At 37.3% G+C, this 15,723-nt stretch carries 11 protein-coding genes; 6 read left to right on the forward strand and 5 right to left on the reverse strand.

Annotation, left to right across the window (positions count from 1 at the left end; translation table 11 throughout):
- Positions 1-2: 2 nt before the first annotated feature.
- The 5 genes from DEU40_RS04720 to DEU40_RS04740 all read right to left on the reverse strand — a co-directional run bounded on the left by DEU40_RS04720 (position 3) and on the right by DEU40_RS04740 (position 6,409).
- Positions 3-794 (reverse strand): hypothetical protein, encoded by a 792-nt coding sequence (locus DEU40_RS04720; RefSeq protein ID WP_110008763.1) that lies wholly within the window; start codon positions 792-794, stop codon positions 3-5.
- 131 nt (positions 795-925) lie between these two features.
- Entirely contained in the window at positions 926-2,383 is a 1,458-nt protein-coding gene (locus DEU40_RS04725) for an LptF/LptG family permease (RefSeq protein ID WP_110008764.1), read from the reverse strand.
- A gap of 110 nt (positions 2,384-2,493) precedes the next feature.
- Positions 2,494-3,141, reverse strand: coding sequence for a LolA family protein (locus DEU40_RS04730; protein ID WP_110008765.1), 648 nt, complete (start codon positions 3,139-3,141; stop codon positions 2,494-2,496).
- 143 nt (positions 3,142-3,284) lie between these two features.
- Positions 3,285-3,746 (reverse strand): hypothetical protein, encoded by a 462-nt coding sequence (locus DEU40_RS04735; RefSeq protein ID WP_110008766.1) that lies wholly within the window; start codon positions 3,744-3,746, stop codon positions 3,285-3,287.
- Between the two features lie 83 nt (positions 3,747-3,829).
- A complete protein-coding gene (locus tag DEU40_RS04740) occupies positions 3,830-6,409 on the reverse strand; it encodes an FtsK/SpoIIIE family DNA translocase (protein ID WP_110008767.1) in 2,580 nt (859 codons plus the stop codon).
- Positions 6,410-6,771: 362 nt separating this feature from the next.
- Between DEU40_RS04740 and DEU40_RS04745 the strand changes: the two genes are divergently transcribed.
- The 6 genes from DEU40_RS04745 (at position 6,772) to DEU40_RS04770 (ending at position 15,710) form a co-directional block, all read left to right on the forward strand.
- Complete coding sequence (locus DEU40_RS04745; RefSeq protein ID WP_110008768.1) at positions 6,772-7,407, forward strand: cysteine hydrolase family protein; 636 nt, start codon at positions 6,772-6,774, stop codon at positions 7,405-7,407.
- Positions 7,408-7,794: 387 nt separating this feature from the next.
- Positions 7,795-8,373 (forward strand): Crp/Fnr family transcriptional regulator, encoded by a 579-nt coding sequence (locus DEU40_RS04750; protein WP_110008769.1) that lies wholly within the window; start codon positions 7,795-7,797, stop codon positions 8,371-8,373.
- A 270-nt stretch (positions 8,374-8,643) separates the two neighbouring features.
- A complete protein-coding gene (gene ccsA, locus DEU40_RS04755) occupies positions 8,644-11,913 on the forward strand; it encodes a cytochrome c biogenesis protein CcsA (RefSeq protein ID WP_110008770.1) in 3,270 nt (1,089 codons plus the stop codon).
- Positions 11,914-12,549: 636 nt separating this feature from the next.
- Positions 12,550-13,416 (forward strand): SPFH domain-containing protein, encoded by an 867-nt coding sequence (locus DEU40_RS04760; protein WP_110008771.1) that lies wholly within the window; start codon positions 12,550-12,552, stop codon positions 13,414-13,416.
- A 78-nt stretch (positions 13,417-13,494) separates the two neighbouring features.
- Positions 13,495-13,683, forward strand: coding sequence for a hypothetical protein (locus tag DEU40_RS04765; RefSeq protein WP_034694367.1), 189 nt, complete (start codon positions 13,495-13,497; stop codon positions 13,681-13,683).
- Between the two features lie 476 nt (positions 13,684-14,159).
- On the forward strand, positions 14,160-15,710 hold the full coding sequence (locus DEU40_RS04770) for an aldehyde dehydrogenase family protein (RefSeq protein WP_110008772.1): 1,551 nt from the start codon (positions 14,160-14,162) through the stop codon (positions 15,708-15,710).
- Positions 15,711-15,723 lie beyond the last annotated feature (13 nt).

The following is a 15,723-nucleotide window of genomic DNA, read 5'->3' on the forward strand; positions in this document are numbered from 1 at the left end:
TTCTATTTACAGTTCTCATTGTAATCGTAGATCACTTCATTGATAATTGAAAGTTTATCCACCGTTGAATTGCTGATCTCATCCCGGATGAATTTTCCAAGACCGCTTCTTTTCTTCTCTTCGTTTTTCAGGGAACCGTATTCACCCTTTGTTATTTTTGCTTTTACATATGGGCAGTCTGCCAGGATAATTTTGGCTTTTGCGGGCGTTAATTCTTCAGCTTTTCCTCCTTTCTTCGAAAAAATATAATTAGGATTCTCTCTTAACCGGTCTGTTTCCCGTTGTGTGATGGCCTGAGTACTGTTTGCAGAAAGAGCCGTAGGATAGCCATAAAGCTTATAAACTGTAATTTTACCTTCTGCTACTACTTCAGCAAACTGTTCCGTTCTTGACAGGTTGTTGATTGCCTTAAAGCCGGCCGACAATCCTGTTGAACTTTCAGAGCTGTTCAGAGCCTCTCTCATGTTTGAGTATTTTACCGACTTGAAAACCCTCGGAGTGTCACCTTCATACAACATGTATTCTTTGATATCGTCTGTGTCGTAGGTTTTGAATTTTATCTTATTCTTTACTTTGTCAATATCAGCAATGGCTACAAATTTTACTTTTAACTGATTTTGCCACGGACTTGAATAGCCGCCGTGCAGATGTACAACACCTTCAATTTTCTTTCCGGATTTGTCAATGATGTAGCCGTATTTTTCACCGTTGTAGGTTCCGGTTTCATCCTGATCCTGAGCATGGGCATTGAGTGACACAAGACCGAACAGGCCAATAAGTAGTAAATTCTTCATGGTTTTGTTTTAAATTCCCACAAATATAAATTTTTAAATTCAAAATCATTATCAATTAAATATTGTAATAATAATCAACAAAAAAGCTCCGGAATTTCTTCGAAGCTTTTAATTTTATTTTAAAATCAGAATTATTGATATCTCTGATGTTCCTTACTTTTTACAAACCTTTTGGTGATGGGTTTGAACAACGCTTTGTATTTTTCTGCATCAAACAGCTGTGAGTCTGTAAGAGCTTTGTACGTCATCCATACTCCAAAGGGAAGAAGGATCAGGTTGGGCAGCCATGCTGCAAGATAAGGATTCATTTTTCCGCTCCATGACATATTTTCCACCCCGACATTCATGACATAAAAGATGATGAAAATAACGATTGCAATGATGACCGGAAGTCCCATTCCTCCTTTTCTGATGATAGAACCTAAACTGGATCCGATCAAAAAGAAGATGATACAGGTCACAGAATAGGCAACAATTCTCTGCTGGTAAATCACTACCTTACTGAAGTATTTTACATTAGAACTGTACTCATTCTTTTTGGATTCCAGTGTTGATTTCAGGTTGTCAAGCCTGGTGTAGGAATTGTAAATGATTTCCAGTTTTCTTTCACCTTTTACCGTATCCAGTTTGATCTGGGTTTTCGGAGCAGCTTTATGTTTATTCCCTTTATCCATATAGGTAATTACAGAATTGGTCTGGTTAAGAACCTCGGATCCGATGTTATCAAAGAACTGCTTATTATCTTTTTTGGTTTTGGTAATCGTTCCGTCAAGCTGATTGTAAGTCTGGAAACGGTAGTCATCCGTAATCTGTTCTTTTTCGATCGCTTTATTGATGATTTCACTGATGTCAAAGTGAGAAACCAATGTGTCAAATTTAATAGCCTGGTCCGGCTGTTTCAGCCTTACGTTATCGCCTTTTCCGGCAAAAGCATCTTCAAATACATAGCCGTTGTATAGAACAAGCTTTAGAAAGTTCTTGTTGGCTGCCGGAACAAATTTTCCTTTTTCAGCAACAACAGACTGCTGGTTTTCGTAAGCATTGGCTTTTTTATGAACAAAAACACCTTCAATATTTTCTCCGTTTTCCCCATAAATTTTATCAAATTTTACCATATAACCGGGAATCTGATCAATAAACTGTCCCGGAGTAAAGTTGATGGCCGGTTTGGTTTGAGCAATATTGAAAAGCATGTTCTTGGCTTTTTTCTGAAAATCCGGGATAATATTATTGGAAAAGAAAAACAGCATGATGGCAAGTGCAGTGGAAATTCCAAGAAGAGGAGTCATTACACGGGTCAGAGGAATTCCCGCTGCTTTCATGGCAGCAAGCTCGTAGCGTTCTCCAAATTCACCGAACGACATAATACTTGCCAGAAGGATGGTAAGCGGGAGCACCATACTGATGACGTTTACTCCAAGATAAAAAAGAAGTTTAAGGATCTGCCAGTAGCTTAATCCTTTTCCCATAAACTGTCCCAACTGTACCCAGATAATGTTTACAATAAAAATGAAAAACAATACGCTGAATATAAAGAAAAACGGTCCAAAGAAGGTTTTTATAATGTATCGGTCTAGTATTTTTAACATGCGCCAAAATTAATCAAAAAGCCACAAAGTTTACTTGTGGCTTTTTATATTTTGTTATTTTTTTAACGTTAAAAGTAAATTTACATAGTTGCGAATTCACTTTCAGCTTTTTAAAGTTCTGTAACGATGTAGTTTTTAAACTTATTTTTGTCAAAAACAAACATATTAGGATCCAGATCCTGGTTTTCTTTATATTCTTTAATAGCAATTACTGCAACATCTTTATTGTTTCCGTGCTGTTCCAGTTTTACCATCTGCTTTTTCGCTGAATCGACAAAAAGGTACACAAACTTAATTCCGTTGGCTTTCACCGGAGTCAGTTTAATAAAATCGGCATTCACGCCATTCACTATTTTCTTACCGTTGTATGTTACATTATAATCGTTTCTATACGTTGTAAGATAGTTGATAGGGGAGAACATGGTGCTGGTTCCGTTGGGCTTGGCAATGGTAACTTCCATATCATCGGCGTTGATGTTGTAAATTTTATTTCCGTCAAAGATCTGTTCCGTATCCATGATCTTCAGTTTGTATTTCTCTCCGGCAACATAATAAATACCAGGTTCTGTTTTGGTCACCTGTCCGTTAAGGCCGCTTCCAAAAGAAAATTTGAAGTAAGAATTCTTTTTAGAATTGTAGTTGGCTGTAATATCATCCAATATCTTTTTAGCTTTCGCATCAATCTTTTGAGCGTTGGCCATACCTACTGCACCTACAACAAAACTTCCCAATATAACTTTTGAAATAATATTTTTCATTTTCTTAATTTAATAATCGTTAGATTTTCTTTAATTCTTAAGGTTAAAACGATGTGTTTTTCCTTTAACTACGCAGATCTTCCAAAAACTGTTCCAAAATCCACCTTTTAATGCCTGATACTTTATGGCAGATAGGTTACAGATTATCTTGTTTCCGGTCTTTCAATGTACTGATCAAATTTTTCAGGAAGAATATTGGTCACAGTTAACTTATTGGAAGTAATGGTTGGTTCAATTTTAATTACTTTAGTATTTTCATCAATTTCAACCTGATGCTTACTTCTCATATTTACCATATCTATATGAAGAACCGTAAACTCATGTTTTCCTTTCTCTAAATCAACAATAACATATTCTTTCGGTCTGATTTGTCCTAATGATTTGCCATCAAGTCCGATATTCAATCTTGCCGTGTTATCCATTTTATGGAGAATTCCGGCGCCGTTATAAATAAGTACTTTGCCATTTCCCAGCGTGTTATTATCAATAACGTCCAGTTTCACAGAAGCATAATCACTGGGAACAGTTCTTAAGGCGCATGAAGATAATGTTAATGTACATGCCAGAAGACTCAATGCAATAGTTTGTTTTAATGTAATTTTCATGGTAATAGTTTTAGTGATTCTTATATCCCGGTCTCCAATCAGGAGTATCCGGGATTAATCTTTGTATTGATGATTTTTTATAATTAGTTTCTTAAATCTTCAAGAAACTGTTCCAGAGAATGAAGATCACTGATCAGAACCTCTCTTGCTTTAGCACCATTGAATCCTCCCACAATACCACTTGCTTCCAGCTGATCCATAATTCTTCCGGCTCTGTTATAGCCCAGTTTCAATTGTCTCTGAAGCATTGAAGTAGATCCCTGCTGGGTAGAAACGATTATTCTTGCGGCTTCTTCAAATAAAGCATCTTTTTCGTTCGGGTCAAAAGCACCTACTGTACTTGATGAATCTTCAGATACGTATTCAGGAAGTAATAATGCTGAAGAATACCCTTTCTGTTCTCCGATAAACTCTGCCAGTCTTTCCACTTCCGGAGTATCCACGAAAGCACACTGAAGTCTCAGGATCTCATTTCCGTTGAAATAAAGCATATCTCCTTTACCAATCAGCTGATCTGCTCCCGGAGAATCAAGGATGGTTCTGGAGTCAACACTGGAAATTACCCTGAAGGCGGCTCTTGCAGGGAAGTTAGCCTTGATCATACCTGTAATAACGTTTACAGATGGTCTCTGTGTAGCCACAATAAGGTGGATTCCTACGGCTCTTGCAAGCTGTGCAAGTCTGGCAATCGGTAATTCAACCTCTTTTCCTGCCGTCATGATCAAATCTGCAAACTCGTCTACTACCAATACGATATACGGTAAATAACGATGTCCGTTTTCAGGATTTAATTTTCTTTCCGTAAACTTTTTATTATACTCTTTTAAGTTTTTACAAAACGCATTTTTCAGAAGATCATATCGGGTATCCATTTCAATACAAAGAGAGTTCAGTGTATTGATTACTTTATTGGTGTCTGTGATGATGGCTTCTTCTGCATCCGGTAGTTTTGCCAGGTAATGTCTTTCAATTTTAGAATATAATGAAAGTTCCACTTTTTTAGGGTCTACCATGACGAATTTCAGTTCGCTCGGGTGCTTTTTATAAAGAAGGGAAGTAAGGATAGCATTAATACCAACAGACTTACCCTGACCTGTTGCTCCTGCCATCAATAAGTGAGGCATTTTTGAAAGGTCAGCCATGAAGATTTCGTTGGAAATGGTCTTTCCGAAAACTACCGGAAGGTCCATATCTGTATTCTGGAATTTCTGGGAAGCGATAACAGAGCGCATAGAAACCATGGTAGGATTCTTTCTTGGTACTTCAATACCGATTGTTCCCTTTCCTGGCATTGGCGCTATAATTCTGATTCCTAATGCAGAAAGGTTCAGCGCAATATCATCCTGCAGTTTTTTAATCGCTGCTACTCTGATTCCTGCTTCAGGAACAATTTCATACAGCGTAACTGTAGGACCGATGGTTGCTTTAATCTCTGCGATTCCAACATTGAAATTCTTCAGAAGTCCGACAATTTTATTTTTATTTTCTTCTAATTCTTCCTTATTGATAGAAATTTCTTCATTTCCATAGTCTTTCAGCAAATCTACAGGTGGCATCTGGAAGTTGGCAAGATCTAGCTTGTGGTCATACAAACCATGCTTTTCTACCAGTTCCTGGGACTTTTTATCAGAATCATCCAAAACATCAACCACCTGTGCCACTTCTACATTGAATTTAATGTTTTCCTGTGCCGGAGCAGTGGTTACTGCCGGAGACGGAGTAGAAGGTCTGATATCAAATGCTTCCTCCGGGCTGGAAACCGGAACAATAGGTTTGGTAGAAAGATTTAAACTTACCTGTTGAGAAACATCTCTTGGCTCTGCTTCAAAAGAAGTATGGTTGGGCGTAGAAATGGTTTCTATTTCGTTGGAAACCGGAACCTCAGGAAATCCTTTCGGAGCACTTACAGGTTCTGGTTCTTTCATTGTATTGACAGGAGTTGTAACGGGCTTGTTGGCAACATCACTCACCGTAACTCTGGAAAGCGTCTCTTCTTCCGCTTCCTCTGCTTCCTCTTTCAATTCCTCATCAGCTTCGAAATCATCATTGGAGTCCGGCATCATGGATTTTACTTTTCCGATCGTATTTTCATTGATCTTATCCAGCTTCGCCTTGATCGAACTTGGACGAAGATTAAACTCAAGAATAAAATAGAGAAGAATGCTCGCAGCTAACACTGTCCATAGACCTACTGCTCCGATGATGGAGTTAAGATAGTCCATGATCTGATATCCATAAACACCGCCTAAAACACCCTGGCCTTTCGTAAGTGCCCCCATAAAAATAGGAAGCCAGCAGATGAAAAATAAAGAGTGGCCGATCGTTTTCCATGGTTTGAAGATTTTCTTCTTAAGGATCAGAGTCCCCACTACAAGGAATAAAAATGCAATGATAAATGAAGCAATACCAATACTTTCAAAAATGAAAATATTTCCAAGCCAGTCACCTACCTTGCCAAAGACATTGGAAGATTTTATGCTTTTGTCCAGCATAGTTCCGGCCTGGCTTTGATCTGCTTTCCAGTTCATCAGATAAGAGACGAATGAGAGTGCAAGAACAGCCGATAAAAGTATAAAAGTAAGCCCGAAAAAAATACGTGGCTTAGATAAGATTCTGCCTTTCTCAGGCGATTCAGTCGGTTTTTTTTGTGTCTTTTTATCCATAATATCAATGTCGCAAATTTAATGTTTTATTCAACACTAAATAAATCTTTTTTATCCAAAAAACATTTTGGTAATCCCGCTTTTACAAAGGGTATTTAAAATTTTTACTTTAAGAATATTTTCTTTTATGACAGAATAAAATAAGGTTATTTTTTTGGCTTATCCAAATCTGATACCGTTAAATTATATTAACTGTTTATGAATTGTTTTTCTTTAAAAAGATAATAAAATTTTTGATTTAATCGGACAGAGATTAAAAAAATTAACAATATTAAAGTTTTTAGATAGCAATAGTGTTTTTTGAACTAGTTCAAAGGTCAGGACGTAAAGCCTCTGTAATTTTGGCCTATACAATTTCACCTATGAAAAATAAATTTAAAACTATTCTGACCTCTTGTCTGATAGTAATTTCAATGATTACAATGAACGCACAACAACAAAAAACGGAACACACGGCACTATTAATTATCGATGTACAAAATGATTATTTCCCGGGCGGAAAAATGACACTGGAAAAAAGCGTACAGGGCGCTGAAAACACCAGAAGAATTTTAGAATATTTCAGGAACAATCATCTTCCTGTCATTCACATTCAGCATATTTCTACCAATGATGGTGCAACGTTTTTCCTTCCGGGTACAGAGGGCGCTAAAATCCATCATCTGGTTGTACCGGAGAAAGATGAAAAAGTTATCGTTAAGCATTTTCCCAACAGTTTCAGAGAGACGCATCTTCTAGATTATCTTCAGTCAAAGAACATTAAAAACCTTGTGATTACAGGAATGATGACAGACGTCTGTGTGGAATCTACAGCCAGAGCTGCTTTTGATTTCGGGTTTACCAATACCATTATTGCCGATGCCACAGCAACCAGAAATCGTGAACTGAACGGGGAAGTAATAAAGGCTGAAGAAGTTCAAAGATCCTTTCTGGCGGGAATATCTGCTCTTGGAAATCTTTATGCCCGTGTAATAAATGCAAAAGAATTTTTAAAATAATGTTATCCTGGACATGCAGACACAAAGATTTTTAAGATATGCTTATATGCAATCATCTGCAGAATCAGCTCAATCAGTGAGAGAATAAAAATATTAAAAACGCAAAGACGCAAAAGGCTTAGGATATATTATGTTTATGTAAGGCGTAAGAACATTTCGACCTCGCTCAATATGAGATTTTCAGCAAACTGAGATGTTTTAAATGTTATCGGAGATAAAATCTTTGCGACCTTAAAAACATCTGATATTTCAAAAAATTATTAGCGTCTTTGCGCTTGCCCAACAAAAAAACAGAGTTCTATTGTTTAAATACAAAATAACTTAACCTAACTTAATTTCATAAAGGTGTCAATAATTTTGATACCTTTATTTTGCTTAAATAATCCTATGCCCGATTTACTTTTTAAAAATATCAGTCAATATATCAATCTTTCAGAAGAGGATTTTCAAAAGTTTGCAAAGCCTTTTGAACGCAAGACGTTTAAAAAGAAAGAGTTGGTGCTCAAAGAAGGAGAGTATTGTTTCTTTGAAGGATTTGTTCTGAACGGGTGTTTTAAAATCTATTATCTCAATGAAAACGGATTGGAGCAAACCTTATATTTTGGGGTTGAAGGCTGGTGGATTACGGATATTGACAGCCTTATCAATACCGTTCCCAGTATTCTGAATATTGAAGCCCTTGAAGACAGTGAAGTTTTGATGATTTCTAAAAAAGATAAGGAAGATCTGTATGAAACAATGCCACAGATAGAAAAGCTTTTCAGAATTATGAACCAGAAATCTTCGGTAGCATTGCAGAGAAGAATTCTTTCCTTAACGGGTAAAACAGCAGACAAACGCTATCTTGAATTCCTGGAAAAGTATCCGGGATTGGAACAACGGATTACCCAACAGCAGGTAGCATCCTATCTGGGAATTACCCATGAATTTTTAAGTAAGATCAGAAAGAAATTATTGATTGGCTGAAGGGATTTGATTTTTATATGAAAGTTTAGCTATAAACCAATGTTTTACAGTGTTTTATTTTATTTTCATATAGAAGGGTTCAATCATTAGAATAGTTTTTATAAATCTATATCTTTTCGGAATTAGAAATTGAATTTTTCTTAATGTTTCTGGGGCTTATTAAGAACGTTTCAAAATAAGCAAAACCAAGGCCAAAGTGATAAAAAACAGCTTTTTTTAAGCTCTTTGTGGTTTATCATGCTTATTTTTGCATGTCAAGTACAATAAATCATGAAGAAGCTCCAAGATATTCTTATCTCAACCAGGACAATGGCTGTATTGTTGCTGGTGTACGCATTCGCGATGGCTTATGCAACGTTCTTAGAAAACGACTACGGAACTCCTACAGCAAAAGCATTAATTTATGAGGCTAAATGGTTCGAACTGATCATGGTCTTACTGATTCTCAATTTCATAGGAAATATCGGAAGATACAGACTGTGGAAAAAAGATAAGTGGCCGGTTCTTGTTTTCCACCTTGCCTTTGTTTTTATTTTTATCGGTGGTGCCATCACCAGATACATCAGTTTCGAAGGACAAATGCACATCAGAGAAGGTGAGACATCCAACGAAATCGTAACCGATAAAAATTTCTTTAAAATTCAGATCGAAGAAAAGGGTGATGTACTGAATTATCAGGATGTTCCTTATCTGATGTCTCCGTTACACAAAGATTTCAAAGCAACTTATGACTTCCACGGAAAAGAAGTGAAAGTATTTGCCAAGGAATACATCCAAAGAAAAAAAGACAGCCTTATTGCCGAACCAAATGGTGCTGAGTATCTTCATTTGGTTTCTACCGGAAATACCGGAAGACAGAATATTTACATCAAACCGGGAGAAACAAAATCCATAAACGGTACTTTGGTGACATTCAACAGAGCGATTGAAGGTGCTGTTGAATTTAAAAATGAAGGCGGAAAATTATTCATCAAAACTCCTGTAGATGCCAGCTATATGACCATGGCTACACAAGCAACAGGAACTACAGTGAAAGATGCGTTTCAGCCTTTGGCATTAAGAAGTTTATATACCATCAACGAGCTGAAGCTGGTAGTACCTGAAGGTCTTAAAAAAGGAAGACTGATGGCTATTGAAGGCGACAGAAAGAAAGATGCTAATGTTCCTGATATGCTTCAGATTGAGCTTCAGGGACCAAAAACAAAACAAATTGTAGACCTTTCGGTTGAAAAAGGAAACCCGAATGCTTACAAGCAGGTGACGATGGATGGTTTAAACATTATGGTAGGTTTCGGACCTAAAGTATACAACACGCCTTTCGCGTTGAAACTGGATGATTTCGTAATGGAAACATATCCGGGAAGTTCATCTCCGAGTGCTTATGAAAGCCACGTAAAAATCATTGACGAAGGTAAAGAAACTCCTTATAAAATCTATATGAACCACGTTCTTAACCATAAAGGATACCGTTTCTTCCAGTCGAGTTTTGATCCGGACAGAATGGGAACCGTTCTTTCTGTAAACCACGATTACTGGGGAACATTGATTTCTTACATCGGATACGGACTTTTATTCCTTGGAATGTTTGTCATTTTCTTCTGGAAAGGAACTCATTTCTGGAAATTAAATAAAATGCTGGCTGACGTGAATAAAAAGAAAGCAGCAGGTATACTTTTATTGTTCTTAAGTTTAGGTTTACATGCACAAAAAATCGAAACTCACGGAACTACCGACGGAAGCAGAGAACATATTCATGTGGAAGGAGACAATCATTCCCATGCTCCGGTACCGTCTGCCCAGCCGCTTGATGGCGCTGCTCCAAAGCAGAATTCTCTGGCAACTCCAATGGGAAAAATGAGAACTATTTCTCCGGACGAGATCATTGCAAGAAACAAAATCAGTAAAGAACATGCTGATAAATTCGGATATCTTTTGGTTCAGAACTTTGAAGGAAGAATTGTTCCTATCAATACAGAGGCAATCGATATTTTAAGAAAATTATACAAGAAAGACGAATTTAAAGGAACAGACGGAAGATCTCTTACAGCCAACCAATGGTTCCTTTCTATCAATACAGATACTCCGAGCTGGACAATGGTTCCGATTATTAAAGTAGGAACTAAAGGAGGGGATGAGCTGAAGAATAAAACAAAAGCAGATGAAGATGGTTATACTTCTCTGATGAACCTTTTCCCGGCAGATGCAAACGGTAATCTTACATATATCCTTGAGCATGATTACAATACCGCATTCCGTAAGAAACCGGCTGAACAAACGAATTATGATAAAGAAGTAATTGCTGTAAACGAAAGAGTACAGATCTTCAATGAGTTCTTCAGCGGTCAGTTTATGAGAATTGTTCCTGTGAAAAATGATGCTAACCATACATGGCATTCATGGCTGGATCAGAAATTCGAACCGGATATGGAATCTCAGCAGGTAATGGGACCTTATTTTGCAGAAGCGCTTACGGCACAAAAAACCGGTGACTGGAGCAAAGCAGATGCAGAATTGAAAAAGCTTTCAGACTATCAGCAGAAATGGGGTAAAGCAGTTGTTCCTGCTAAATCCAAAGTAGATCTTGAAGTATTTATGAATAAAGTAGATATTAACTTCAAATTATTGATTTTCTACACGCTTATCGGTGGTCTTCTTCTGATCTTAGGTTTTGTTGAATTATTCAAATCAAATAAAGTATTAAATAAAGTAATTAAAGTAATCATTGCGATTGGTTTAATTGGATATCTGTGTCATTTCTTAGGACTTGTTGCAAGATGGTATATTTCAGGTCATGCCCCTTGGAGTAACGGATATGAAGCGATTATCTTTATCTCCTGGGTAGGGATTACGGCAGGTTTGATCCTGTACAGAAATGCCAATGCATTGATTCCTGCAGCCGGCTTCATGGTGGCTGTTATTATGATGGGATTTGCCCACGGAGGTTCAGCTCTTGATCCCCAGATTACACCGCTTGTTCCGGTATTGAAATCTTACTGGCTAATTGTTCACGTAGCCATTATTACCTCAAGTTACGGATTCTTCGCGCTCTCCATGATTATTGCGGTGATCTCATTAGTATTCTATATTATCTCCAATAAAGAAACATATAAAATTCACCACGATACGACATTGAAGGAACTGGTAATTGTTTCTGAAATGTCATTAACGATCGGATTGTTTGCTTTAACGGTAGGAAACTTCTTAGGAGGAATCTGGGCGAACGAATCATGGGGAAGGTACTGGAGCTGGGATCCGAAAGAAACATGGGCTTTCATCTCTATCATGGTATATGCATTTGTACTGCACATGAGATTAGTACCTGGATTGAGAAGCAGATGGGCATTCCACATAGCGACAATGTTTGCATTCTGCTCAATGGTAATGACATACTTCGGAGTAAACTATTATCTAAGCGGACTTCACTCATACGCAGCGGGAGATCCGGTACCAGTGCCAGCCTGGGTATATATCGGAATCTCAACAATGATCATCTTATCAGCTGTTTCTTATTGGAAGTTTAAAACTTTAACAAAGAAATAAAATACTGAACCTATAATTTTAAAATCCCGGAATTCACTTTCCGGGATTTTTTTATTTCTATTGTTTTTAGCATTAGGGTCAGCTGTTTTAACGCTAAGGATCGCAATGATTTTTATGATGATAAAATATCGTTCGCAAAGGCGTTTCACTCAGCAAGAGAAGAAGACGTTTTAGTTAAGTTAGAAGTTTTGTAAAGTGTAAGGAACTGATATTTTCTAAATGCTAAGGTTCGCAATGATTTTGGTTTCACTCAGCAAAAGAAGAAAGTGGTTTAGTTAAGTTAGAAGTTTTGTAAAATGTAAAGAACTGGTGTTTTTCTAAACGTTAAAGTTCGCAATGATTTTTGATGATGATAAAATATCGTTCGCAAGGGCGTTTCACTTAGCAAAAAAATAGTAGTCTTAGCTAAACGAAGTGGCTTTGCGAACAAAAATATAATGCATCTTAATGGATTAACCTCGCGAACTTTGTGTTAGTTAAAAATACCCAAATCCTATATCCCGAGCCCCTCACCTCGTACCTCGAACCCCGAAGCCCAAACCTCGCACCTCAAAAAAAATCAAAATTTATCATTCACAATTCAAAATTCATTACTATCTTTATGATATCAAAATAATATCAAAATAAAATTCAATCATGGAAAAAATCTTAAAACCTATGTCCGGCTATCTTACATTGGTTATTTGCCTGGCTTTGTTTATCGCAGCTGTCTACTTTTTTATTACCGGAGTAGACCAGAATATAACTTTTGTTGCGCTCGCTATGCTGTGCTTTCTGATATCATGCTTTTTCTTAAAAGGATTAATGATTATTCAGCCTAACCACTCAAGAGTGCTTAACTTTTTTGGAAAGTATGTTGGAACGGTGAAAGAAAACGGACTTTTCTTTATCAACCCGCTTTATTCATCACAGAAAATAAGTCTTCGTTCCGAAAACCTTCAGGGGCAGACTTTAAAAGTAAATGATAAGATGGGGAATCCTATTGAAATTGCAGCCGTAATTGTATGGAAAGTAGGAGATACTTACAAAGCAGCTTATGAAGTAGAAAGATATACGGATTATGTAAGAATGCAGAGTGAGGCCGCTGTAAGACACCTTGCGGTAAGCTTTCCTTATGATAACCTTGAAGATGAGCATGCGAACATTACCTTAAGGGACGGTGGGGATCAGGTCAACAAAATTCTCGAGCAGGAATTATTAGAAAGACTGGCACCGGCAGGAATTATTATCCAGGAAGCGAGAATTACCCATTTGGCTTATGCTTCAGAAATTGCTGGAGCAATGCTTCAGAGACAGCAGGCTACTGCGATTGTTGCTGCAAGAACCAAGATTGTGGAAGGAGCAGTAGGAATGGTGGACCTTGCCCTGAAAAAGCTTTCTGAAGATAATATCGTTGAACTGGATGATGAAAGAAAAGCGGCGATGGTAAGCAATTTAATGGTTGTTCTTTGCGGTGAAAAAGCGGCAACACCTATCCTAAATGCAGGAACACTTTACAATTAAGAAATTTAACAGTGGGCTTTTGGTACAGACAGTTTCTATACTGACAGCAACTGTAAATAATGTTAGAGAATTAAAAAAATGAAATCAGAAAAAGCTCAGAACTCTTCAGAAAGCAAAGGCAAAAAATCCTTTGTGATAAGAATAGACGAGTCTACTTATAAACTCCTTGAAAAGTGGGCCAATGATGAATTCAGAAGTGTAAACGGACAGATAGAATACCTGCTGCATCAGAGTCTTGTTAACGCGGGGAGAAAGAAAAAAGAGTAAATGAAAGGAAAGAATAGAGAAGGAATGATAATATTTTGGGGAGGTATACCCACAAAAAATGATGATATCCCCCTTTTTTAAAATTACAGAAAATATAAAAAAGACCTTCTTTTTTAGCTTTTCAATAAAGAAATAACAATTCAGTTAACCTTATACCAAAAAAGAAAGCAGAGAAAATTTCTCTGCTTTTTTTATTGTATACAACTTTGAAGACTATCTGCTCCAACGTAGAATATGACGAGCCAAATCAAGCCTTTAATGGTAAAGAACGCTAATCCTGCCCATCCCACACGCTTGAACCACTTTTTAAGCTTTGAGTTGTTTTCCTGTGAATTTTCCATTGGTGATTATCAAAATGATTACTTTACAAAGATAAGCATGTTTATAATTAGTCCAAATAAAAAGCCTATTAAAAATTAAAGTTTTGAGGTTCACATAATATTTTTATCTTTAGAGAGAACGAAAAGTAAGATTTTATGTCAAAAAAAGTAAAAGATTTCGGAATCGAAAAAACACTCAGAAATCTTGGGATTAAAGAAGAGAACAAAGGGACTTCAGTGGGCGGAAAATATTTCGCATCAGGAAAAGTGATAGAAAGCATTTCTCCTGTGGACGGAAAGTTGATTGCTAAAGTAAAAACTTCCGGAGAAAGTGATTATGACAAAGTAATTGAAACTGCTCAAAAGGCATTTCAGGAATTCAGGCTGATCCCGGCTCCCAAAAGAGGAGAGATGGTAAGACAGCTGGGCTTAAAATTAAGAGAATATAAAGACGACCTGGGTAAACTTGTTTCTTATGAAATGGGTAAATCATTACAGGAAGGTCTTGGAGAAGTTCAGGAAATGATTGATATCTGCGATTTCGCAGTAGGTCTTTCAAGACAGCTTCAGGGATACACCATGCACTCTGAAAGACCGGGACACAGAATGTATGAGCAATACCATCCGCTTGGAGTAGTGGGAATTATCACTGCATTCAACTTTCCGGTAGCCGTATGGTCCTGGAATACAGCATTGGCATGGATCTGCGGTAACGTTACCATCTGGAAGCCATCTGAGAAAACGCCACTTTGTGCTATTGCATGCCAGAATATCATGATGGAAGTTCTGAAGGAAAATAATCTTTCTGAAGGAATTTCAAGTGTATTGGTATCAGACCACGAAATCGGACAGAAATTAGTAGACGATAAAAGAGTTGCTCTTGTTTCTTTCACAGGATCCACTAGAGTAGGAAGAATGGTTTCTTCTAAAGTAGCTGAAAGATTCGGGAAGTCTATCCTTGAATTAGGTGGAAACAATGCGATCATCATTACAAAAGAAGCTGATATTGATATGTCAATTATCGGAGCTGTTTTCGGAGCTGTAGGAACTGCGGGCCAGAGATGTACTTCGACAAGAAGACTGATTATCCACGAAAGTGTATATGATGAAGTGAAAACAAGATTGGCAAAAGCTTATGGCCAGTTGAAAATCGGAAATCCGTTGGATGAGAAAAACCATGTAGGACCACTTATTGATACGGATGCTGTAAACCAATACGAAGAAGCCATCAAAAAATGTAAGAAAGAAGGAGGAAAATTCGTTGTGGAAGGCGGGGTTTTATCCGGGAAAGATTACGAATCCGGATGCTATGTGAAACCTTGTGTGGCTGAAGTGAAAAACTCTTATGAGATTGTTCAGCACGAAACTTTTGCTCCGATCTTATATCTGATCAAATACAAAACACTGGAAGAAGCTATTGCCATTCAGAATGATGTTCCACAAGGATTATCTTCTGCGATCATGACCCAGAATTTAAGAGAGGCAGAATTATTCCTTTCTCATGCTGGTTCAGACTGTGGTATTGCCAACGTCAATATCGGAACATCCGGTGCTGAAATCGGTGGAGCTTTCGGTGGTGAAAAAGAAACCGGAGGAGGAAGAGAGTCAGGATCTGATGCCTGGAAGTATTATATGAGAAGACAAACCAACACTATAAATTACACCGCACAACTTCCTTTAGCACAGGGAATTAAATTTGATTTATAAAAGCTTTACTTAA

The sequence above is a fragment of the Chryseobacterium sp. AG844 genome, assembly GCF_003182335.1.
GTDB classification, from domain to species: Bacteria; Bacteroidota; Bacteroidia; order Flavobacteriales; family Weeksellaceae; genus Chryseobacterium; species Chryseobacterium cupriresistens.

Coding starts and splice junctions, on each gene's coding strand:
- DEU40_RS04735 (WP_110008766.1), bottom strand. CDS start 3,746: ATGAAAATTACATTAAAACAAACTATTGCATTGAGTCTTCTGGCATGT.
- DEU40_RS04770 (WP_110008772.1), top strand. CDS start 14,160: ATGTCAAAAAAAGTAAAAGATTTCGGAATCGAAAAAACACTCAGAAAT.
- DEU40_RS04740 (WP_110008767.1), bottom strand. CDS start 6,409: ATGGATAAAAAGACACAAAAAAAACCGACTGAATCGCCTGAGAAAGGC.
- DEU40_RS04750 (WP_110008769.1), top strand. CDS start 7,795: ATGCCCGATTTACTTTTTAAAAATATCAGTCAATATATCAATCTTTCA.
- DEU40_RS04720 (WP_110008763.1), bottom strand. CDS start 794: ATGAAGAATTTACTACTTATTGGCCTGTTCGGTCTTGTGTCACTCAAT.
- DEU40_RS04745 (WP_110008768.1), top strand. CDS start 6,772: ATGAAAAATAAATTTAAAACTATTCTGACCTCTTGTCTGATAGTAATT.
- DEU40_RS04760 (WP_110008771.1), top strand. CDS start 12,550: ATGGAAAAAATCTTAAAACCTATGTCCGGCTATCTTACATTGGTTATT.
- DEU40_RS04725 (WP_110008764.1), bottom strand. CDS start 2,383: ATGTTAAAAATACTAGACCGATACATTATAAAAACCTTCTTTGGACCG.
- DEU40_RS04730 (WP_110008765.1), bottom strand. CDS start 3,141: ATGAAAAATATTATTTCAAAAGTTATATTGGGAAGTTTTGTTGTAGGT.
- DEU40_RS04765 (WP_034694367.1), top strand. CDS start 13,495: ATGAAATCAGAAAAAGCTCAGAACTCTTCAGAAAGCAAAGGCAAAAAA.
- ccsA (WP_110008770.1), top strand. CDS start 8,644: ATGAAGAAGCTCCAAGATATTCTTATCTCAACCAGGACAATGGCTGTA.